Origin of the sequence: Actinokineospora xionganensis (assembly GCF_014323725.1) — a bacterium.
GTDB lineage: Bacteria > Actinomycetota > Actinomycetes > Mycobacteriales > Pseudonocardiaceae > Actinokineospora > Actinokineospora xionganensis.
Map to the genome: position 1 here is coordinate 48,083 of NZ_JABVED010000020.1, position 20,468 is coordinate 68,550.

The window sequence follows — 20,468 nt, forward strand, 5'->3', positions numbered from 1 at the left end:
AAAGGGGCGGCACCCCTGAACCGGGTGCCGCCCCTACTCGACTGACCTAGTGACTCTTCGGCTCCTCGGCCTTGGTCGCCTCGATCTCGGTGTGGCCGTTGTGCTGGGCCGCGCGGGCCCGGGCCAGTGCCGTGGTCTCCTCGACCGGGTCCGGCGTGAGCCAGGAACCGGCGACGGGCGCGCCCGCCGAGCCGAGCTTGTTCATCTTCTTCGGCACCGCCGCGCCCTGGTACTCCAGCGGGATCGGGTGGCCGTGGTCGTCCACCGGGCCGAGCGGCTGGTGGATCTCGATGAACTCGCCGTGCGGCAGCCGCTTGATGATGCCGGTCTCGACACCGTGCTCCAGCACCTCGCGGTCCGAGCGCTGCAGGCCCAGGCAGATGCGGTAGGTGATGAAGTACGCCAGCGGCGGCAGCACCAGCAGACCGATGCGTCCCATCCAGGTCGTCGCGTTGAGCGAGATGAAGAACTTCTCGGCCAGCACGTCGTTGGCCGCCGACAGCAGCGACACCATGAAGTAGGTGATCGCCATCATGCCGAGGCTGGTGCGCACGGGAACGTCACGCGGACGCTGCAGCAGGTTGTGGTGCGCGTAGTCCTTGGTGAACCAGCGCTCGATCCACGGGTAGGCCGCCGCGATACCGCCGAGCAGCGGCAGACCCAGCTGGAACGGGAAGAACGCCGCCGGGATCGTGTAATCCCCGAGGTAGATCTCCCAGGCGGGCCAGAGTCGGATCAACCCGTCGGTCCAGCCCATGTACCAGTCGGGCACCGTGCCCGCGGAGATGTGCGCCGCGTTGAACGGTCCGAAGTTCCAAATCGGGTTGATCTGGAACAGGCCGCCCAGGGCCGCGGTGACGCCGACGACGACGGCCATGAACGCGCCGCCCTTGACCGCGAACACCGGCATGATCCGGACGCCGACGACGTTGGTCTCCTTGCGCCGCACGCCCGGGAACTGGGTGTGCTTCTGGTACCAGACCAGGGCGAGGTGAACGCCGATGAGCGCGAGCAGGATGCCCGGCAGCAGCAGGATGTGGACCGTGTAGAGGCGCGGCACGATGTCCTCGCCCGGGAACTCGCTGCCGAAGAGCAGCCAGTGCACCCAGGTGCCCACGACCGGCAGCGACAGCAGCAGGCCGGACATGATGCGCAGACCCGCGCCGGAGAGCAGGTCGTCGGGGAGCGAGTAGCCCGCGAAGCCCTCGAACGCGCCGAGCAGGAACAGCAGCACGCCGATGACCCAGTTGACCTCACGCGGGCGCCGGAAGGCGCCGGTGAAGAAGACACGGAACATGTGGCAGACGATGGCCGCCATGAACAACAGGGCCGCCCAGTGGTGGACCTGCCGGGCGAACAGACCGCCGCGCACGTCGAAGGAGATGATCAGCGTCGACTCGTAGGCCCGCGACATCTCCAGGCCACGCAGGTTGACGAACGAACCCTCGTAGACGACCTCCTGCATGGAGGGGTCGAAGAACAGCGCCAGGTAGGTGCCCGAGAGCAGCAGCACGATGAAGCTGTAGAGCGCGATCTCACCGAGCAGGAACGACCAGTGCGTCGGGAAGACCTTGTTCATCTGGTGGCGCATGCCCTTGGCCAGGTGATAACGGTCATCCGCCCACTTGGCCGCACCACCCGCGGCACGTGAGGCGGCTGAGTTGGCCTTGGTGGGAGTTGTGATTGCGCTCATGACTTCCGCTCCCAGAATGCGGGCCCGACCGGCTCGATGAAATCGCTCCTGGCAATAAAGTAACCCGTCTCCTCATCAACCGCGATGGGCAACTGGGCCAGCTTGCGCGTCGCCGGACCGAAGATGGGCTTGGCGTAGGCCAGCGCGTCGAACTGCGACTGGTGGCACGGGCACAGGATCCGGTTCGTGGCGTCCTCGTACAGCGAGGTCGGGCAGCCCAGGTGGCTGCAGATCTTCGTGTACGCGTAGTAGTCGCCGTAGTTGAAGTCTTCCTGGCCCTGGTGCTTGACGACCTTGCGGCCGTCCTCGGAGCGCAGGCGGATCAGCATGACCGGGTTGTCCGAGCGCTTGAGCGCCTTGGACAGCGCGTGCTCGTCCTCGCGCTCCGACTCGCGGAACGGGAACACCGTTTCCATAGCGCCCGCGGACAGGTCTTCGGGACGAACCAGGGAGACCTCGTGCGCGTGGCCGGTGGCGCGGCGCAGGAAGACCTTCTCGCCCGGCTTGTCGTGCTTCCAGCCGGTGTGCCACAGCGAGTCCTTGGACTCGGTCTGCGCCCACGGGTCGCGGACCAGGCCGCCGAGGGCGAACACGCCGATGCCCAGGCCCATCGCGCCCGCGCCGAGGCCGGCGGAGCGCTTGATCAGCGAACGGCGGGCAATGGTGCTGCGGTCACCCGCGTCGGCGAGTTCGGCGAGGATCGTCGCCTTGTCCAGCTCCGAGGAGCCGCTGTCGTTGCGCTGCTGGACCGCGACCTCGTGCGGGATGAACTTCTTCGTGTACATCAGCGCGCCGATGCCGACCGCCAGGACCGACAGGCCCAGGGTCGCGCCGAGCAGCGGGGTGAACAGCGAGTACGCGAAGTAGCCGTCCGTGTTCGGGGCGGTATAAGCGTGCGGCCAGAAGAGGAACACACCGATGAAGGCGAACCCGGCGAGCGCCGCGATAAGGAACCAGAGAGCGACAGCGCGCTCGGCGCGCTTCTCCGCGCGCGTGCCCTTGACCGGCCACGGGTCCGGGTACTCGACCAGTTCGACGCCGTCGAGCTTGGCGCCGAGCTTGACCAGGTCGTCCCGGGACATCTGGGCCAGCTCTTCGTCGCTGGGCAGGTCCTGGGGGGTGTTCGAACTCATGACTTCGCCCCAATCCAAAGGGTGATGCCGACCAGGGCCGCCATACCCACGATGAATGCGATCAGGCCTTCGGACTGCGGACCAAGGCCGCCGATCGGGTTGCCGCCCGGGTTGTTGTTCCCGTCGGTCACCGACTTCACGTAGGCGATGATGTCTTTCTTCTCAGCCGGGCTGAGCTGGCGGTCGGAGAACGTCGGCATGTTCTGCGGGCCGACGAGCATCGCCGCGTAGATCTCGGTCTCGGAGACACCATCCAGCTTGGGCGCGAACTTGCCCGAGGACAGGGCGCCGCCGCGGCCGGTGAAGTTGTGACAGGAGGCGCAGTTGAGCCGGAACAGCTCGCCACCGCGGGCCGGGTTGTCGCCGACGAGCTGCTTGCCCGACTCCTCGGGCAGAGTGGTGCCGCCGCCCTTGGACTGGATGAACGCCATCAGGGCGTCGATGTCCTCGGGGCTCAGCTTCGCGGGCTTGCGCTCGATCTGCGCTTCCTGCCGCGTCGCGGGCATGCGGCCCGTCGCGGTCTGGAAATACACCGACGCCTCGCCGACGCCGATGAGGGCGGGGCCGCGGTCGGTGACGCCTTCGAGGTTCGTGCCGTGGCAGCTGATGCAGGTGTTGTTGTAGACCTGCTCACCCCTGCGCAGCGCGGCCGGGTCGCCCTGGGCCTGTGCGACCTGCGGCTGCGGCGCGAGCGCCGAGTACAGCAGGCCGAGCGTCATCAGCGCGAAGCCGAGCGCCAGCAGGCCCGCGATGCGCCTGCGGCCCTTGGTGTGGCTCCGTTGTTTCTTGGTCATTTAAGCGGCAACCCTTGCTGTCAGTGCGGGCTCGGCGAAGCTGTGGTGGTTGGCGGCCATCACGGCACCAGGTAGATGACCGCGAACAGTCCGATCCACACGATGTCGACGAAGTGCCAGTAGTACGAGACCACGATCGCCGACGTGGCCTGGGCCGGGGTGAACTTGCTCAGCCGCGTCCTGATCAGCAGGTACACGAACGCGACGAGACCGCCGATGACGTGCAGACCGTGGAACCCGGTGGTCAGGTAGAACACGGTGCCGAAGCCGCCGGAGGGGATGGTGACACCCTCCTGCACGAGCTGCCAGTACTCGTAGGCCTGACCGCCCACGAAGATCGCACCCATGATCAGCGTCAGGATGTACCACCGGCGCAGGCCGAACACGTCGCCCCGCTCGGCGGCGAACACGCCGAGCTGACAGGTGAACGACGACGCCACCAGGATGATGGTGAACGGCAGCGCGAAGGGCAGGTTCAGATGGATCGGCTCACCGCCCGCCTCAAGCGGCGGGGGCCAGTGTCCGGTCGCGTTCTGCGCCTTGACGGTGAAGAACATCGCGAACAGGCCGGCGAAGAACATGAGCTCGCTGGACAGCCACACGATGGTGCCGACGCTGACCATGTTCGGCCGGTTCAGCGAATGCACACGCTGACCAATGGAGGGCGCTGCTGTTGTCACGCGACGCATTATGTCGTGCGTGTGACCGCCATGCCGTATCGGGTCCACGGCGGGTCGCACGTCGTGCCGGTCACACCTTGACGATCGCGTGCGCGCGAGGCCCCAAACCGGCGAACCAACGGCGATTCGTGCGAAAAACCGCACGTGGGGGCCCAGTTGGACGCCTTGGGCCAGGCCCGGAAGTGAGACCGATAACATCGTGTCCACCAGCACCTGGCCTAGCGAAGGACCCCAGCGCATGAGCACGCAGCCACTGAAGATCCTGGTGTTCAGCCACCGCCCCGAGGTCCGGGAGACCATCGTCACAGCCATCGGCCGACGCCCGGCGGCGGATATCGGCCGCGTCGCGTATGTCGAGGTCGGCACCGTGGCGGAGGTGCTGATGGAGATGGACGGTGTCGGAACCTCCGGTGGAGACATCGATCTCGCCATCCTCGACGGCGAATCACAGCCCACCGGTGGCATCGGTCTTTGCCGCCAGCTCAAGAACGAGATCGACGAGTGCCCGCCGATCGTCATCGCGGTCCGTCGCAAGGACGACCGCTGGCTGGCCACCTGGTCGCAGGCCGACGCGGTGGTCGTGCACCCGCTCGACCCGCTGACCGCCGCCGAGACGGTCGCCGATGTGCTGCGCTCGAAGCGCCTTCCCGTCGCGCGTGGTTGACATGACCGCCCGCACCTGGCCCCGCCTGCTCAACCAGCTGATCGACCGGGTCGACCTCGCCGCCGAGGACACCACCTGGGCGATGAACGAGATCATGTCCGGCAGCGCGACCCCGTCGCAGATCGCCGGGTTCGCGATCGGCCTGCGCGCCAAGGGTGAGACGGCCGCCGAGATCGCGGGCATGGCCGAAGGCATGCTGGCGCACGCCAAGCTCGTCCATGTCGGGGGCAACGCCGTCGACGTGGTCGGCACCGGCGGCGATCAGGCCCACACCGTGAACATCTCCACGATGAGCGCCCTGGTCACCGCCGCGGCGGGGGTGCCGGTGGCCAAGCACGGCAACCGGTCGGCCTCGTCGCAGTGCGGGACCGCGGACGTCCTCGAGGAACTCGGTGTCGCGATCGAGCTCTCCCCCGACGCCGTCGCCACCTGCGTGCGCGAGGTCGGCATCGGATTCTGCTTCGCTCCCGCGTTCCACCCGGCACTGCGGTTCGCCGGCCCGACCCGGCGTGAGCTGGGGGTCCCCACGGCGTTCAACGTGCTCGGGCCCCTGACGAACCCCGCTCGGCCGACGGCGGGCCTGGTGGGCTGCGCGAACGCCCGGATGGCGCCGATCGTGGCCGAGGTGTTCGCCCGGCGCGGCGCGAGCGTGCTGGTCGTGCGCGGCGACGACAACCTCGACGAGATCACCACGACCACCACCACCTCGGTGTGGGTGGTCAGCGGCGGCAAGGTGCGGGAGGACCGGATCGACCCGGCGAAGCTGGGGATCGCGGCCGCCGAGCCGCGGGATCTGCGGGGCGGCGACGCCGCGCACAACGCCCAGGTGATCCGAGATCTGGTGGCCGGGAAGACCGGCCCGGTCCGCGACGCCGTCGTGCTCAACGCGGCGGGTGCCATCGCGGCGTTCCGCGGGCTGTCCGCCGACGTGCACGCCGATCTGGAGGCGGCCATCGGGCAGGCCACGCTCGCCTTGGACTCAGGAGCCGCGAGCACCCTGCTGGACCGCTGGACCGTGCGGTCGACAGAGCTGGCGGGCTGAGCACCCCCGACAACGGCGAAGCCCGTGCGCGAAACGCGCACGGGCTTCGCCATGTCTACTGCGGTAGGTCAGGTGAAGATGCTGACGCCGCCGGGGCCGATGAGCAGGCCGAGCACGATCAGTAGCGCGCCGTAGAGCATTTGTCCACGAATCAGGGTGACAACGCCACCGATTACGAGCACCACAGCGATAATCCATAACAGGGTTGCCATGATTACTACCTCCTCACCAGCCGGAATGCCCATCGGTCGGGGTAGTCAAACCTTCTATCTCCTAGTCGCCGAGTGCTTCGGGATTGAGCAGTGCGCGCGGCCTGGTGCCCGCTAGGCCATCCAGCAGGTTCTCCACCGCCAACAGCCCCATCGCCGCCCGGGTCTGCACGGTGGCGCTGCCCAGGTGCGGCACGATCGTGACCGCGTCGAGGTCCAGCAGGGCCTCCTCGACGATCGGCTCACGCTCGAACACGTCGAGACCGGCGCCGAAGATCTCGCCCGCGCGAACCGCGTCGGCCAAGGCCTTCTCGTCCACGACCGGGCCTCGGGCCGTGTTCACCAGCACGGCCGAGGACTTCATCCGGGCGAAGACGTCGGCGTTGAACAGGTGCCGGGTCGCCGGGGTCAGCGGGCAGTGGACCGAGATCACGTCGGACTCGGCCACCAGCTGGTCGAACGTGCGCAGCTCGGCCTTGAGCTCGCCCGCGACGTCCTCGGGCAGGGGACGCGAGTTGTGATAGATCACCCGCATCCCGAAGCCGAGCGCCCGCCGGGCCGTGGCCTGGCCGATGCGGCCGCAGCCGACGATGCCGATGGTGCGGCCGTAGAGCTCCTGGCCGAGCATCATCCGCGGGTCCCAGATCCACTCTTCGCGCGAGCGCAGGAACCGGTCGCCCTCGGCGACCCGCCGCACGCAGGACAGGATCAGCGCCCACGCGAGGTCGGCGGTGGCCTCGGTCAGCACATCCGGGGTGTTGGTCACCAGGATGCCGCGCCGGGTGCACTCGGGGATGTCGATGTTGTCGACACCCACCGCGTAGTTGGCCACGACCTTGAGCTGCGGGCCCGCCGCGTCGAGCAGTTCGGCGTCGACCTTCTCCGTGAGCAGGGTCAGCAGCCCGTCCTTGCCCTTGACCCGGCGCAGCAGCTCCGAGCGCGGGATGGCGGTGGGCGGACCCTCGTACAGGTCCACCTCGCAGGTCCCGTCCAGGGCAGCCATGGCCTCGTCGACGAGCCTTCGGGTGAGCAGGATCTCCGAGTCAGCCATTGGCGACCTCTCCGGCGAGTTCGGCGAAGGCGGCGAGCGCGGCGCGGATGTTCTCCGGCGAGTTGGCGTAGGAGAACCGCAGGTAGCCCTCACCATAGGCGCCGAACGCGGTGCCCGGCAGCGCCGCGACACCCGCCTTGTTGAGCAGCAGGTCCGACAGCTCGCCGGAGGACTTGCCCAGTCCGGTGATGTTCGGGAACGCGTAGAACGCGCCGCCCGGCCGGACGCAGGACACACCGGGGATGGCGTTGAGGCCGTCGACGATAATGCCGGCCCGTTCGGCGAACGCGGCCTTCATCTTCGCGACCGCGTCCCACGGGCCGTCCAGGGCGGCGATGGCGGCGTGCTGGCTGAACGCCGAGGTGCACGACACCGAGTTGATGACGAGCCTGCTGATCGGCTCCACCAGCTTCTCAGGGAACACACCGAACCCGAGCCGCCACCCGGTCATGGCGAAGGTCTTCGACCAGCCGTCGAGCAGGATCGTCCGCTCGGCCATGCCGGGCACGCTCAGCACGCTGCGGTGCTCGCCGTCGTACTGCAGCGCCCAGTAGACCTCGTCGGTGAGGACGATCAGGTCCCGCTCGATGGCGATCTTGGCGATGGCCTCGATCTGCTCCTGGGACAGCGAGCTGCCGCACGGGTTGTGCGGCGAGTTGAGGATGAGCAGCTTGGTCCGGTCGGTCACCAGCGACGCGAGTTCGTCGGGGTCGATGGTGAAGTTGTTGGACTCGCGCAGCGGGATCGGCACCGGGGTGGCGCCCGCGAACGACGTGATGGAGGCGTACATCGGGAATCCGGGGTCGGGGTAGATGACCTCGTCGCCCTCCTCGCACAGCGCCATGATCGCGAAGAACATGATCGGCTTCGCGCCGGGCGTGATGATCACCCGGTCCGGCGTGGTGGTGAGCCTGCCCGTGCGGTCGAGGAAATCGGCGACCGACGTGCGCAGTTCGGGAATTCCAGGGGCCGCCACGTAATGCGTGTGCCCTTTGCTCAGCGCTTCCTGAGCGGCGCTCTCGATGTGCGCCGGGGTGTCGAAATCGGGCTCGCCGATCTCCATGTGGATGATCTGGCGGCCGGTCTTCTCCAGGGCTTTCGCCTTGGCGAGCACCTCGAACGCCGACTCGGTGCCGAGACGCTCCATTCGACGGGCAAGTTTCACGAACGCTCCTTCTGCTGGCTGCCACCGGGGGTTCTCCACGGGGCAGGGACAGGTCAGCGCGATCGTGCCAGGTTTCCGGCGTTAGGCGTATCGACCGAGAAGGTCTCTTCGGGAATTGGGGGAATAAGCACAGGACTATTCACCCGATCAGCGGAGATACGGCGAATTAGAAAAGGTCTGTTAAAAGTTAAACGCCGCCGAGACCAGGTCTCGGCGGCGTTCAAGTGAATTGCGTGACTCAGTCGTGCTCGGGCCTGGTGTGGTACTCGAAGACCAGACCGCCGATGGTGAGCAGGACGAGCACGGCCGCGATCACGAGAAGCCAGATCTGCCAGAACGCCAGCGCGATGCCGGTCAGGCCCGCGGACGCGGCCAGGGCGACGGGCCAGTAGCTGCCCGGGCTGAAGAAGCCGAGTTCGCCCGCGCCGTCACTGACCTCGGCGTCGGGGTTGTCCTCGGGTCGCTGGGTGATCCGGCGCGCCACGAAGTGGAAGTACGAACCGATGATCAGCGACAGACCGCCGGTCAGGATCAGGCCGACCGTACCCACCGGCTCCTTCGCCCACACGCCGTAAACGATGGCGGAGAGAAAGAAGAAGATGGTCGTGACGTCGAAGAGCCTGGCTTCGACCTTCATGCTGTCCTCACATTCACCTGTCGACCGTTGATTCCGCTGTCAGGTCCCGCCGGCCTCAGCCGGAGGCCTTGCGCGCGGTGCGGTCGGTGTTGAACGGCGTCGTGGTCACCGCGTGCGGCGTGCACAGCTCGCCGCAGTTCATCTGGGCCAGCGCCTCCGCCGTGGTGTAGCCCTTGCCGGTCTTCGGGTTCACCTTGGTGCGCAGCGCGATGTACTGCTCGAACAGCTCCGGCGTGACGGCCCGGACCTCGAAGTTCATCGCCGAGTGGTACGTGCCGCACAGCTCGGCGCAGCGGCCGACGAACGACCCCGTCCGGTCGATCTCGTTCTGGAACGTCGGGTCCTGGTTGTTCTTGTCCGGGTACGGGAAGACGTCCCGCTTGAACAGGAACTCCGGGATGAAGAACGAGTGGATGACGTCGGTCGCACGGAGGTTGTAGTGGATCTTCTTGTTGATCGGCAGGACCAACAGCGGGATCTCCGTCGAGCTGCCGATCGTGCGGACGGTCGTGTCACCCGGCGCGGCGGGGACGTCGAGCGCGCCCTTGGAGTTGATGTACGACTTGTGGTCGAACTCCCAGTTCCACTGGAAGGCGACGACGTCGACGGTCACGTCCGGCTTGTCGGTCTCGGCCTGGACGTAGTTCTGGGTGGTCGCGGTGAAGTAGAACAGCACGACGACGATGACCACGGGGATCGCGGTGTAGATGATCTCCAACACGTGGTTGTACTGGAACTGCCGCGGCAGCTTGTCCCCACGCTTGCGGTGGGCGATGACCGGCCACAGCATCAGCGCCCAGGTCAGCACGCCGACGGCGAGCGAGGCGATGACCGACCAGGTCCAGAAGTCGCGCATCCGGTGCGCCTGTGGGGTGACGCCCTCCGGCCAGCCGAAGCGCAGCACCTCTTCGGTGGAGCAGCCGCTGGCGGCGAGGACGACCAACACGGCGAGACCGGCGACCTTGGCCAGCCGTGTCACCGACGTGCGGTTCCGGTGCTTGTCCGCACCGGAGGCCATGGGTGTGCCCACTGCTCGACTCCTCCTATTGCGATCCTCGCCGGTTCCGGGGAACCAGCGCGGGAAGGCGATCTCGTACCCATGCCCGATTTCGGCCGCTCCCACCCCGCTGGGCAGGGAGGAACAGCGCTCTGTCGAGCAATGCGGAGCCTAGCCCAGCGACCCACGCCACACCCCCGGAGGGTGAGAGCTAAGTCGGTCACACTCCGCGCGGCGCAGTCGAATCGGACACCGGCATACTGACGACTCCCCCGCGATACTCCGGCTCGATACGAGAGGTGCGCGAGAAGCGTGTGCGGTCTGCTTGGTCTGGTTTGTCCTTCTGAGATGGATGCCGCGGCTGCGCGGTCGGCCGTCGGCGCCGCGATGCGCTGCCAGCGGCACCGTGGGCCCGATGAGAGCGGGACGTGGACGGGGGGCGAGGCGGTCTTCGGGTTCAACCGGCTCTCGATGATCGACATCGAGCACTCCCACCAGCCGCTTCCATGGGGCCCGCCCGAGTCGCCGGAGCGGTACACGCTGCTCTTCAACGGCGAGATCTACAACTACCTCGAGCTGCGGGCGGAACTGACCCAGCGCTTCGGCGCCCGGTTCACCACCGACGGCGACTCCGAGACGATCGTCGCCGCCTACCACTACCTGGGCGAAGAGGCCGTCACGCGGCTGCGCGGCATGTTCGCGTTCCTCATCTGGGACGGCCAGAAGCAGGTGCTCTTCGGCGCCCGCGACCCCTTCGGCATCAAGCCGCTGTTCTACGCGGCGGGCCCCGGAGGGGTGGCGTTCTCCAGTGAGAAGAAGTCGATCCTGGAGCTGACCGGCCTGATCGGCGTCAACCAGGAGCTCGACCGCCGCGCCCTGCAGCACTACCTGACGCTGCAGTACGTGCCGGAGCCCGCGACGCTGCACACCAAGATCCACCGCATCGAGTCGGGCACGTCGTTCACGCTGACCCCCGGCGAGGAGCCGGTGACGAAGCGGTACTGGGCGCCGCGGTTCACCCCGAAGCCCGTGGGCGGCCCGGCCGACGCCGAGGCGCTGTACTCGCGTATCGCCGACGTGATGAGCGACTCGGTCCGCATGCACATGCGCGCCGATGTGACGGTGGGCTCGTTCCTCTCCGGCGGTATCGACTCGACCGCGATCGCCGCGCTGGCCCGTGAGCACAACCCGGACCTGATCACCTTCACCACCGGGTTCGAGCGCCAGGGCTACTCCGAGATCGACGTGGCCGCCGAGTCGGCCGCCGCGATCGGGGTCAAGCACGTCGTCAAGACCGTCTCCGCGCAGGAGATGATGGACGCGCTTGCGCTGATCGTCTGGTACCTCGACGACCCGGTGGCCGACCCGGCGCTGGTCCCGCTGTGGTTCATCGCCCGAGAGGCCCGCAAGCACGTCAAGGTCGTGCTGTCCGGCGAAGGCGCCGACGAGCTGTTCGGCGGCTACACGATCTACCGCGAGCCGATCTCCCTGGCGCCGTTCGAACGCGTCCCGGGCGCCCTGCGGCGCGTGATGGGCAAGGTGTCGACCAAGATCCCCGAGGGCACGCGGGGCAAGGACCTTCTGCGCCGCGGCGCGCTGTCGCTGGAGGAGCGCTACTACGGCAACGCGCGGATCTTCCGGGACGACCAACTGGAGAAGGTCCTGCGCACCTTCAACCCGGCGGTGAGCCACAAGGACATCACCGCCGGGCCGTACCGCGACTCGGTGGGCTGGGACCCGGTGACCCGCATGCAGCACGTCGACCTCTACACGTGGCTGCGCGGCGACATCCTGGTCAAGGCCGACAAGATGACCATGGCCAACAGCCTCGAGCTGCGGGTGCCGTTCCTGGACCCCGAGGTGTTCAAGGTCGCCGCCGGGGTCCCGCTGGAGCAGAAGATCACCCGCGAGACCACCAAGTTCGCCCTTCGCCAAGCCCTGCGCAAGGTCGTCCCGGCGCACGTGCTGAACCGCCGCAAGCTCGGTTTCCCGGTCCCGATCCGCCTGTGGCTGCGCGAGGAGATGTACGACTGGGCCCGCGACATCGTGATGACGTCGCAAACCGACGCCCTGATCGACAAGAACGCGGTCCTGCGCCTGCTGGAGGAGCACAAGTCCGGCACCCTCGACCACAGCCGCCGCATCTGGGCGCTGCTGGTCTTCATGCTGTGGCACGGCATCTTCATCGAGCGCCGCATCACCCCGGTGATCCCGGAGCCGCACTACCCGGTCAAGCTCTAGCGCACCGCCCGCGCGCGACAACAAACCCCCACCCACCACGGGGGGCTGCCCTTGGCCAGTCTATCGGTGGGTGGGGGTTTCGCCGTCCGTGTGCGGATTCCTGTGGATGATTCGGCCGTGCTGTGGACAAACCTCGCGTGCTCGGCGAGGTCAGGCGCTCATGCGTCCTGGGTCGATTGCCGTCTTGGCGATCAAGTCCTCAAGGGACAGTCCCACCGCATTGGCGATCGCCGCCACGGTGAAGAAGGCGGGCGTGGGTACCCGTCCCCGCTCGATCTTGCGCAACGTCTCGACCGAGATGCCCGCGTGCGCGGCGACCTCCACCATGCTGCGGCCCGCCCGCGCGTCGCGCAGAATCCGGCCCAGGAGTTCGCCTCGGTCACGCTCGAACGGCGTCAGCGGTGGTCGCACCATACCGTCATAGTAATACCGGTATAGTTATCCGCATGATCGAGCTGAAGACCCCCGCGGAACTGGACGCCATGCGAGCCGCCGGGAAGGTGGTGGCGGCGGCGCTGGCCGCCGTCCGCGCGGCCGCGGCGGTGGGTGTGCGGCTGCTCGACCTCGACGAGGTCGCCCGGGCCGTGCTGGCCGAGCACGGCGCGAAGTCATCGTTCCTGGACTACCACCCGCATTTCGCTCCCACGCCCTTCCCCGCCGTGATCTGCGCGTCGGTCAACGACGTCATCGTCCACGGCATCCCCGATAAGACCCCGCTCGCCGACGGCGACCTGGTCAGCGTCGACTTCGGCGCCAACATCGACGGCTGGCACGGTGACGCCGCGGTCTCCTTCGTCGTCGGTGCGGCCGACCCGGCCGATCTCGACCTCATCCGGACCGCGAACGAGGCACTCGAATCCGCGATCCGGGTCGCCGTGCCCGGGCGCAAACTCGGCGACCTCGCCCACGCCGTCGGCGCCATCGGCCGCGCGGCGGGCTACGGCATCCCGGAGGACTTCGGCGGACACGGCATCGGCCGGGCGATGCACGAGCCGCCGAGCGTGCCCAACGACGGCGACCCCGGCCGCGGGATGACCCTGCGCGCGGGCATGGTGCTGGCCATCGAGCCGATGTTCCACGCGGGCGGCAAGGACACCTACCGCGTCGACCCCGACGGCTGGGCCCTGCGGACCACCGACGGCAGCCGCGCCGCGCACGCCGAGCACACGGTCGCCATCACCGACGACGGCCCGCGTGTCCTCACCGCGTGATCACACGGGCGCGGCACCGTCGGCACACAGGTCCTCCCACAGCCCGTACGGGTGCGCCACCCACGCGGCCTCACGATTCGCCATGGCGGACGTGTCGGCGTGCCGAGCCACAGCATCGCCCCAGGGGATCAGCCCGACTTGGGAGGGTGCGGGCGAGGGCGGCGTCTGCCCCGCCGCGCCGCGGGCTCCGAGGCGGGCAGCGGGGTACAGGCGGAAAGTCAGTGAGGTGGCATCGTCCCGCCAAACCGATCCGTCCCCGACACCTGAAGGGACGGGGACGGAGGGCCTGGAGGACCGATGGTCATCGGCCGGTAAGGACTTCCGACCTGCGGTGTTGGCTCATATTCAGCCCGGAAGCACGGCGCCGATCTCGGCGGCGGCCTCGGGGCCGAACGCGCCGCCGATGCGGCTCAGAGCCTCGTCCTTGTCGAAGGTCCACTCCTGCGGGCCGACGGTCTCCAGGACCAGCACCGCGATGAAGGAGCCGAGCTGGGCCGACCGTTCGAGGCTGAGCCCCTGGGTCAGACCGGCCAGGAAACCGGCACGGAAACCGTCGCCCACCCCGGTCGGGTCGGCCTTGGTGGTCTCGGGCACGGCGCTGACGTGCAGCACGGAGCCGTCGGAGCCGACGATCTCCACGCCCTTCTCGCCGAGGGTGGTGATGCGCATGCCGACGCGGGACATGATGTCCGCCTCCGACCAGCCGGTCTTCTGCCGGAGCAGTTCCCACTCGTAGTCGTTGGTGAACAGGTAGTCGGCGCCGTCGATGAAGGTCTTGAGCTGCTCGCCGTTCATCCACGCGGTCTGCTGCGAGGGGTCGACGCCGAAGGTGTAGCCGCGGGTGCGGCACTCCTCGGCGTGGCGCTGCATGCCCTCGGGATCGTCCGGGCTGATCAGGACCAGGTCGAGGCCACCCACCCGGTCGGCGACGGGGAGCAGCTCGATGAGCCGGGACTCCGACATCGCGCCCGCGTAGAAGGAGGCGATCTGGCACATGTCGTCGTCGGTGGTGCAGACGAACCGGGCCGTGTGGGCGACCTCGGAGACCCGCACGCCGGAGCAGTCGACGCCGTGGCGCTCGAGCCAGGAGCGGTAGTCGGCGAAGTCGTCGCCCACGGCTCCCACGAGGATCGGCGAGCAACCCAGCACGCCCATGCCGAACGCGATGTTGGCGCCGATACCGCCGCGGCGGACGACGAGGTCGTCGACGAGGAAGCTCAGTGAGATCCGGTGCAGCTGCTCCGCGACGAGTTGCTCGGCGAACCTCCCGGGAAAGTGCATGAGGTGATCGGTCGCGATGCTTCCGGTGACGGCAACGGGCACGAGGCCTTCTCCCTGTTGGCTGGTCGACTGCGGTGTCGACATCGGTGGCGCGAGCTGGTCGATGCCACCCGCTCGGGTGGCATTTGGTCACCGTTGAACACTACCGGTTAGTACCTCTGTGCCGGACTCGTCAGCGTGCCTAACGTCGACGACGTGAGCACATCCGAACCGGACACCATGGACGAGCTGATCGCCGACTGCGCGGCCATCCCGTCCTCGCTGATGGCCGACCCGGCGGCCATCCCCAGGTCACGCGCGGCCCACTGGACGGTAGACGACAACTGCGCCGCCCAGGTCGCCGACCTCGACGAGTACGTCTAGCTCGAACAAAGCACGATCGCGGTGACGAATCAGGGCCCCCGCGGCACGCCGACGCAGTCGGTCGTGTCGCGGGGGCCCTGATTCGTCACCTCAAAAGCGATCGAGCCGCGCCCCGGAGGGGGCGCCATGTCTCAGTGGAACGAGTCGCCGCAGGCGCAGCTGCCGCCTGCGTTGGGGTTCTCGATGGTGAAACCCTGCTTCTCGATGGTGTCGACGAAGTCGATGACAGCACCCTGGACGTACGGGGCGCTCATCCGGTCGACCGCGACCTTGATGCCGCCGAACTCACGCAGCAGGTCGCCGTCGAGCGAGCGCTCGTCGAAGAACAGCTGGTAGCGCAGACCCGCACAGCCACCCGGCTGCACGGCGATGCGCAGGTGCATGTCGTCGCGGCCTTCCTGCTCGAGCAGGGCCTTGGCCTTCGCCGCGGCGGCGTCCGTCAGCTCCACACCGTGGGTGGTGGCCGCTTCGGCGGTGTTCTCCTGAGCGGTCGTCATCGTTCTCCCTAAGTCAGGTTCCTCGCGGGAGCGAAGTCCCACGCGGGCGGTACACCCGGCACCAACAAGGTTACGTGCCGATTTGTTCCACCCTCCATGATGGCACAGCGGCTTCAGGCTGCCGGGCCGGTCAACGCCACTGCTTGGCGACGTGCTCGGCCAGTTCGGTCAGCGTCCCGGCCGGGTCGGCCATGGATCTGCGCACCGACCCGACGTGGTCGGAGACGGAGTACGCCGCCTCGATGCCCGCCGCCGCGGCCTGTTTGCGGCCGACGGCGACCTGTCCGGCGAGCGCCAGGCACGGCACGCCGTGGGCGGCGGCGACACCGGACACGCTGGTCACGAGCTTGCCGCGCAGCGATTGCCAGTCGAAGCTGCCTTCGCCGGTGACGACGAGTCGGGATTGGCCGATGACACCTGCCAGCTGGGTGGCGCCGGAGACCAGGTTGGCCCCGGACACCGATTCGGCGCCCAGGGTGAGCAGCGCGTAGCCCAGCCCGCCCGCGGCCCCGGCGCCCGGGGTGTCGCGCTTGTCACGTTCTGATCGCGCCGACAGCACGTCCGCCCAGACGGTCAGTCCCCGTTCGAGCCGGTCGACGGCGGCCGGGTCGGCGCCCTTCTGCGGGCCGAAGGTGGCGGCGGCGCCGTGTGGGCCGAGGAGCGGGTTCTCCACATCCGCGGCGGCGATGAGGGTCGCCCGGCCCACGTCGGCATGGCCGTCCAGCCGCACGCAGTCGACCAGCGAGCCCGGCTCGACCGGCTTGTCGTCCTTGTCGAGGGCGACCAGGCCGAGCGCGGCCAGCGCGCCGGAGCCGCCGTCGGTGGTGGCGGACCCGCCGAGTCCGACGGCGATCTCGTGGGCGCCCAGGTCCCGTGCGGCGGCGATCAGTTCGCCCACCCCGCGCGTGGTGGCCCGCTCGCACAGCTCGGCCCGACGTTCGCGCGGGACCAGGTGCAGGCCCGCGGCCTCGGCGGTCTCGATGTAGGCGACCCCGGCGTGCATCAGCCATTTCGCTTCGACGGGGGCGCCGAGCGGGCCGGTGACGGTGGTGCGGTGCAGGACTCCGCCGATGGCTGTGTGCAGCACGTCGACGAAGCCGGGCCCCCCGTCGGCCAGGGGCCGGAGGATGAGTTCGTGGTCTGGCGCGCCGCGTCGCCACCCGGTGGCGATGGCGTCCGCGGCCTGCGCGGCGGTGAGGGTGCCGCCGAAGCAATCCGGGGCGATGACAACTCGCATGAGCCGCAGCGTAGCGATCAACGGCCCTGTCCTACCCTTGTCGCTGTGAGGTTCCTTCGCCGTAACTCAGCAGACAGCACCGACTCGCAGGTCGAGGAGGCTGCCGTCGCCGTCGGCGAGGACGCCCCCAAGGCCCACACCCCCGGCAAGGGCAGGCCGACCCCGAAGCGTCGTGAGGCCGAAGCGCGCAGGCGCGGACCGGTCGCGCCGCCGCCGAAGACCACGCGCGAGGCGATGAAGCGCGCGCGGGGCAACAAGGAGGAGCGCAAGGCGCTGGCCGCCAAGCGCAAGGAGCAGCGCCTCGAAGGCCGCAGGCGGATGCTCGAGGGCGACGAGAAGTACCTGATGCCGCGTGACCGCGGGCCGGTCAAGGCCTACGTGCGCGACCTCGTCGACTCCAAGCGCAACCTGCTCGGGCTGTTCATGCCGCTGGCCGGTGTGGTGATCGTGTCCATGGTCGTGCCGTCGCTGGCCGTGCAGCAGTACGCCACGCTCGCGTCGCTGGCGATGCTGATCATGATGGTCATCGAGGCCGTCATCAACGGCCGCCGCATCACCCGCCTGGTCCGCGCGAAGTTCCCCAAGGAGACCATCCGCGGCGCTTCGATCGGCTGGTACGCCTTCGTCCGCGCGACCCAGATCCGCAAACTCCGCGCCCCCAAGCCGCGCGTGGGCCCGGGCGACCCCATCAGCTGATTTCTCGCGCGACGGGGTCGGTCGATTCTCACTAGTGTCGGTCTCATGGAGTTTCGTCGCCTTGGCCGCAGCGGCCTCAATGTCAGTGAGATCTCGTACGGCAACTGGCTGACCCACGGGTCCCAAGTGGAGGAAGACGCCGCGCACGCCTGTGTGCGGGCCGCCCTCGACGCGGGCATCACCACTTTCGACACCGCCGACGTGTACGCCAACACGAAGGCCGAGTCCGTCCTCGGGCGCGCGCTCAAGGGTGAGCGCCGCGAGGGGCTGGAGATCCTCACCAAGGTCTTCTGGCCGACCGGCCCCGGCGGTCCCAACGACAAAGGCTTGGGCCGCAAGCACATCATGGAGTCCGCGCACGCCTCGCTGCGCAGGCTCGAGACCGACTACGTCGACCTCTACCAGGCCCACCGGTACGACCGGACGGTGCCGCTGGAGGAGACGATGCTCGCCTTCGCCGACCTCGTGCGGCAGGGCAAGGTCCTCTACATCGGCGTCTCGGAATGGACCGCCGAGCAGATCACCCGCGGTGCGGCGCTGGCCCGTGAGCTCAACGTCCCGCTGATCTCCAGCCAGCCGCAGTACTCGATGCTGTGGCGGGTCATCGAGGAGCAGGTCGTGCCCGCGTGCGAGCGGGAGGGCATCTCGCAGATCGTGTGGTCGCCGATCGCCCAGGGCGTGCTCACCGGCAAGTACAAGCCGGGCGCGGAGCCGCCCGCCGGGTCGCGGGCGACCGACGAGTCCGGTGGCAAGAACATGATCTCCCGCTGGCTGCGCGACGACGTCCTCAGCGCCGTGCAGAACCTGGAGCCGCTGGCAAAGGAAGCGGATCTCTCCCTGGCCCAGCTCGCCGTGGCGTGGGTGCTGCAGAACCCGAACGTGGCGTCGGCGATCATCGGCGCGTCGCGGCCGGACCAGGTCACCGAGAACGTCAAGGCGGCCGGGGTGAAGCTCGACGCCGACCTGTTGGCCAAGATCGACGACGTGCTCAAGGGTGTCATCGAGAGCGACCCCCGGCTGACCCAGACTCCCTGAGTCAGGCGGGCGGGTGCAGGCTCATCGGGCCGTAGATCTCGATGTTGCCCTCCACCAGGTAGACCTGGTCGACGCCGAGGTCGAGGAGTTGCGGCCAAGTGGCGCTGAACCACTCCTCGGCCTCGGTCTGGTCGTCGAAGGCCTTGTCGGGACCCTCGACCTCGGTGCCTGAAGCGTTCTCGTACCGCCAGCGGAAGCTCACGCCACCAACGGTAACGTGCCGCGCCGTGAACAGGACGCTTGTGTTGGGCGGGGCGCGCTCCGGAAAGTCGGCGCACGCCGAAGGACTGCTGCCCGGCACCGAGGCCACCTACCTGGCGACCGGCCGGCGCATCGACGGCGACGCCGACTGGGACGCCCGGATCGACCGGCACATCGCCTCCCGCCCGGCGTCGTGGCGGACCATCGAGACCCCGGACACGGACGCCCTGGTGGCGGCGCTGGAGGCGGCCCGCCCCGAGGACCCGCCGCTGCTGGTCGACGACATCGCGACCTGGCTGACCGGCGCCCTCGACGACGCCCGGGCCTGGGAGAAGAGCGTCGATCTGACCCCGGAGCGCGACCGCCTGGTCACCGCCGCCGCCCACTGCGCCGCGCGCCTGGTGATCGTCTCCGCGGAGGTCGGCCTGGGTGTCATCCCGGAGACCCGCTCTGGCAGGCTCTTCCGCGACGAGCTCGGAGCGGTCAACGCGTCCCTGGCCGAGGTGTGCACCGAGGTGCTGCTCCTGGTCGCGGGCCTGCCGCTGCGGCTGAAGTGAGTTCCTGACACCCGGAGGTAGCTCGCGGTGAGCACCGTGTTCCCACCCGTCGAACCCCCCAGCGAAGCCGCCCGCCGCGAGGCCGTGGCCAGGCACGAGACCCTGACGAAGCCGCTCGGGGCGCTCGGCAAGCTGGAGGAACTCGGCGTCTGGGTCGCGTCCTGCCAGGGTGTGTGCCCGCCGAAGCCGTTCACCCGTCCCCGTGTCGTGGTGTTCGCGGGCGACCATGGCATCGCCCAGCACGGAGTGTCGGCCTACCCGAGCGAAGTGACCGCGCAGATGGTCGCGAACTTCCTCACCGGCGGCGCCGCCATCAACGTTCTCGCCGCGCAGGCGGGTGCCACCGTGCGCGTCGTGGACATGGCGGTGGACTCCGATGGCGAGGGCCTGCCCGAGCAGGTCACCGCGCACAAGGTGCGGCGTGCATCGGGCTCGGTCGACCGTGAGGACGCCCTCACCCAGGACGAGGTCGAAGCCGCCATCGCCGCGGGCCGGGCCATCGCCGACGAGGAGATCGACGGCGGCGCGGACCTGCTGGTGGCGGGCGACATGGGCATCGGCAACACAACCCCGTCGTCCATCCTGATCGCCGCCCTGACCGGCGCCGAGCCCGTGGCCGTGGTGGGCCGCGGAACCGGCATCGACGACAACGCCTGGATGCGCAAGGCCACCGCCATCCGCGACGGCCTGCGCCGGGCCCGCAAGGTCAGCGCCGACCCGGTAGCCCTCCTGCGCACCGCCGCGGGCGCCGACATCGCCGCGATGGCCGCCTTCCTGGCCCAGGCCGCGGTCCGCCGCACCCCCGTCATCCTCGACGGCGTCGTGGCGGGCGCCGCCGCCCTGGTCGCCGAGGAACTCGCCCCCGGCGCGTCCTTGTGGTGGGTCGCGGGCCACCGCTCGGTCGAGCCCGCCCACACCCTGGTCTTGGACCAGCTCAACCTGACCCCGCTGCTGGAGATGGACATGCGCCTGGGCGAGGGCTCCGGCGCCGCTGCGGCGATCCCCCTGGTCACCATGGCCACCCGAATCCTCGCCGAAATGGCCACCTTCACCGACGCCGGAGTCACCGAGCGGCCGGAGTAGT

The 20,468-nt window shown here is 68.9% G+C and carries 23 protein-coding genes; 9 read left to right on the forward strand and 14 right to left on the reverse strand.

Translation table 11 applies throughout. The annotated features are described in order from the left end of the window. Nucleotides 1-46: 46 nt before the first annotated feature. Genes qcrB through ctaE form a run of 4 tightly spaced genes read right to left on the reverse strand, consistent with a single transcriptional unit; the run spans nt 47 to nt 4,309 of the window. On the reverse strand, nt 47-1,693 hold the full coding sequence (gene qcrB, locus GPZ80_RS26995; RefSeq protein ID WP_187223899.1) for a cytochrome bc1 complex cytochrome b subunit: 1,647 nt from the start codon (nt 1,691-1,693) through the stop codon (nt 47-49). After that, nucleotides 1,690-2,826 carry a cytochrome bc1 complex Rieske iron-sulfur subunit gene (gene qcrA / locus GPZ80_RS27000; RefSeq protein ID WP_187223900.1) on the reverse strand — a complete coding sequence of 379 codons (1,137 nt, stop codon included), beginning with the start codon at nt 2,824-2,826 and terminating at the stop codon, nt 1,690-1,692. The genes qcrB and qcrA overlap by 4 nt, the downstream gene beginning before the upstream one ends. Next, on the reverse strand, nt 2,823-3,620 hold the full coding sequence (gene qcrC / locus GPZ80_RS27005) for a cytochrome bc1 complex diheme cytochrome c subunit (protein WP_187223901.1): 798 nt from the start codon (nt 3,618-3,620) through the stop codon (nt 2,823-2,825). Before qcrC ends, qcrA begins: the two co-directional genes overlap by 4 nt. A 59-nt stretch (nt 3,621-3,679) precedes the next feature. Continuing rightward, nucleotides 3,680-4,309, reverse strand: coding sequence for an aa3-type cytochrome oxidase subunit III (gene ctaE, locus GPZ80_RS27010; RefSeq protein ID WP_187223902.1), 630 nt, complete (start codon nt 4,307-4,309; stop codon nt 3,680-3,682). A 229-nt stretch (nt 4,310-4,538) separates the two neighbouring features. Here ctaE and GPZ80_RS27015 point away from each other — a divergent pair, with 229 nt between their 5' ends. Together GPZ80_RS27015 and trpD are read left to right on the forward strand one after the other, a co-directional pair. Next, entirely contained in the window at nt 4,539-4,964 is a 426-nt protein-coding gene (locus tag GPZ80_RS27015; protein ID WP_187223903.1) for a hypothetical protein, read from the forward strand. 1 nt (nt 4,965) lies between these two features. Then, entirely contained in the window at nt 4,966-6,006 is a 1,041-nt protein-coding gene (gene trpD, locus GPZ80_RS27020; RefSeq protein WP_187223904.1) for an anthranilate phosphoribosyltransferase, read from the forward strand. Between the two features lie 68 nt (nt 6,007-6,074). Here trpD and GPZ80_RS27025 read toward each other — a convergent pair whose 3' ends face one another. The 5 genes from GPZ80_RS27025 to ctaC all read right to left on the reverse strand — a co-directional run bounded on the left by GPZ80_RS27025 (nt 6,075) and on the right by ctaC (nt 10,086). Then, nucleotides 6,075-6,218: a GPGG-motif small membrane protein gene (locus GPZ80_RS27025; protein ID WP_187223905.1), complete on the reverse strand. Its 144-nt coding sequence runs from the start codon at nt 6,216-6,218 to the stop codon at nt 6,075-6,077. Between the two features lie 61 nt (nt 6,219-6,279). After that, complete coding sequence (locus GPZ80_RS27030) at nt 6,280-7,266, reverse strand: 2-hydroxyacid dehydrogenase (protein ID WP_187223906.1); 987 nt, start codon at nt 7,264-7,266, stop codon at nt 6,280-6,282. Next, nucleotides 7,259-8,431 (reverse strand): pyridoxal phosphate-dependent aminotransferase, encoded by a 1,173-nt coding sequence (locus GPZ80_RS27035; RefSeq protein ID WP_222719928.1) that lies wholly within the window; start codon nt 8,429-8,431, stop codon nt 7,259-7,261. The genes GPZ80_RS27030 and GPZ80_RS27035 overlap by 8 nt, the downstream gene beginning before the upstream one ends. 238 nt (nt 8,432-8,669) lie before the next feature. Then, on the reverse strand, nt 8,670-9,068 hold the full coding sequence (locus GPZ80_RS27040) for a cytochrome c oxidase subunit 4 (RefSeq protein ID WP_187223907.1): 399 nt from the start codon (nt 9,066-9,068) through the stop codon (nt 8,670-8,672). Nucleotides 9,069-9,123: 55 nt separating this feature from the next. After that, the gene (gene ctaC, locus GPZ80_RS27045) at nt 9,124-10,086 is read right to left on the reverse strand and encodes an aa3-type cytochrome oxidase subunit II (protein WP_187223952.1); all 963 of its coding nucleotides are present in this window, start codon (nt 10,084-10,086) and stop codon (nt 9,124-9,126) included. A gap of 291 nt (nt 10,087-10,377) precedes the next feature. Between ctaC and asnB the strand changes: the two genes are divergently transcribed. Next, the gene (gene asnB / locus GPZ80_RS27050) at nt 10,378-12,306 is read left to right on the forward strand and encodes an asparagine synthase (glutamine-hydrolyzing) (protein ID WP_187223908.1); all 1,929 of its coding nucleotides are present in this window, start codon (nt 10,378-10,380) and stop codon (nt 12,304-12,306) included. A gap of 150 nt (nt 12,307-12,456) precedes the next feature. Here asnB and GPZ80_RS27055 read toward each other — a convergent pair whose 3' ends face one another. Further along, nucleotides 12,457-12,720: a helix-turn-helix domain-containing protein gene (locus GPZ80_RS27055; RefSeq protein ID WP_187223909.1), complete on the reverse strand. Its 264-nt coding sequence runs from the start codon at nt 12,718-12,720 to the stop codon at nt 12,457-12,459. Between the two features lie 32 nt (nt 12,721-12,752). Between GPZ80_RS27055 and map the strand changes: the two genes are divergently transcribed. Continuing rightward, complete coding sequence (map, locus tag GPZ80_RS27060; RefSeq protein ID WP_187223910.1) at nt 12,753-13,517, forward strand: type I methionyl aminopeptidase; 765 nt, start codon at nt 12,753-12,755, stop codon at nt 13,515-13,517. Nucleotides 13,518-13,862: 345 nt separating this feature from the next. Here the strand turns inward: map and GPZ80_RS27065 are convergent, their stop codons facing one another. After that, a complete protein-coding gene (locus GPZ80_RS27065) occupies nt 13,863-14,798 on the reverse strand; it encodes a carbohydrate kinase family protein (RefSeq protein WP_376771740.1) in 936 nt (311 codons plus the stop codon). 195 nt (nt 14,799-14,993) lie between these two features. Between GPZ80_RS27065 and GPZ80_RS27070 the strand changes: the two genes are divergently transcribed. Beyond that, complete coding sequence (locus GPZ80_RS27070) at nt 14,994-15,161, forward strand: hypothetical protein (RefSeq protein ID WP_187223953.1); 168 nt, start codon at nt 14,994-14,996, stop codon at nt 15,159-15,161. A gap of 131 nt (nt 15,162-15,292) precedes the next feature. On the opposite strand, the gene GPZ80_RS27075 is transcribed toward GPZ80_RS27070, so the two are convergent. Then, nucleotides 15,293-15,658: a HesB/IscA family protein gene (locus GPZ80_RS27075; protein ID WP_091371760.1), complete on the reverse strand. Its 366-nt coding sequence runs from the start codon at nt 15,656-15,658 to the stop codon at nt 15,293-15,295. A 130-nt stretch (nt 15,659-15,788) separates the two neighbouring features. Then, nucleotides 15,789-16,895 carry a glycerate kinase family protein gene (locus GPZ80_RS27080; RefSeq protein ID WP_187223912.1) on the reverse strand — a complete coding sequence of 369 codons (1,107 nt, stop codon included), beginning with the start codon at nt 16,893-16,895 and terminating at the stop codon, nt 15,789-15,791. Between the two features lie 45 nt (nt 16,896-16,940). Here GPZ80_RS27080 and GPZ80_RS27085 point away from each other — a divergent pair, with 45 nt between their 5' ends. Together GPZ80_RS27085 and GPZ80_RS27090 are read left to right on the forward strand one after the other, a co-directional pair. Beyond that, nucleotides 16,941-17,591, forward strand: a complete 651-nt coding sequence (locus tag GPZ80_RS27085; RefSeq protein WP_187223913.1) for a DUF3043 domain-containing protein — start codon at nt 16,941-16,943, stop codon at nt 17,589-17,591. 45 nt (nt 17,592-17,636) lie between these two features. Beyond that, nucleotides 17,637-18,626, forward strand: coding sequence for an aldo/keto reductase family protein (locus GPZ80_RS27090; protein ID WP_187223914.1), 990 nt, complete (start codon nt 17,637-17,639; stop codon nt 18,624-18,626). Nucleotide 18,627: 1 nt separating this feature from the next. On the opposite strand, the gene GPZ80_RS27095 is transcribed toward GPZ80_RS27090, so the two are convergent. After that, nucleotides 18,628-18,828, reverse strand: coding sequence for a hypothetical protein (locus GPZ80_RS27095; RefSeq protein WP_187223915.1), 201 nt, complete (start codon nt 18,826-18,828; stop codon nt 18,628-18,630). Nucleotides 18,829-18,853: 25 nt separating this feature from the next. On the opposite strand from GPZ80_RS27095, the gene GPZ80_RS27100 reads away from it, so the two are divergent. Then, the gene (locus GPZ80_RS27100; protein ID WP_187223916.1) at nt 18,854-19,384 is read left to right on the forward strand and encodes a bifunctional adenosylcobinamide kinase/adenosylcobinamide-phosphate guanylyltransferase; all 531 of its coding nucleotides are present in this window, start codon (nt 18,854-18,856) and stop codon (nt 19,382-19,384) included. Nucleotides 19,385-19,411: 27 nt separating this feature from the next. Further along, entirely contained in the window at nt 19,412-20,467 is a 1,056-nt protein-coding gene (gene cobT, locus GPZ80_RS27105; protein WP_187223917.1) for a nicotinate-nucleotide--dimethylbenzimidazole phosphoribosyltransferase, read from the forward strand. The last annotated feature ends 1 nt before the right edge of the window (nt 20,468 follow it).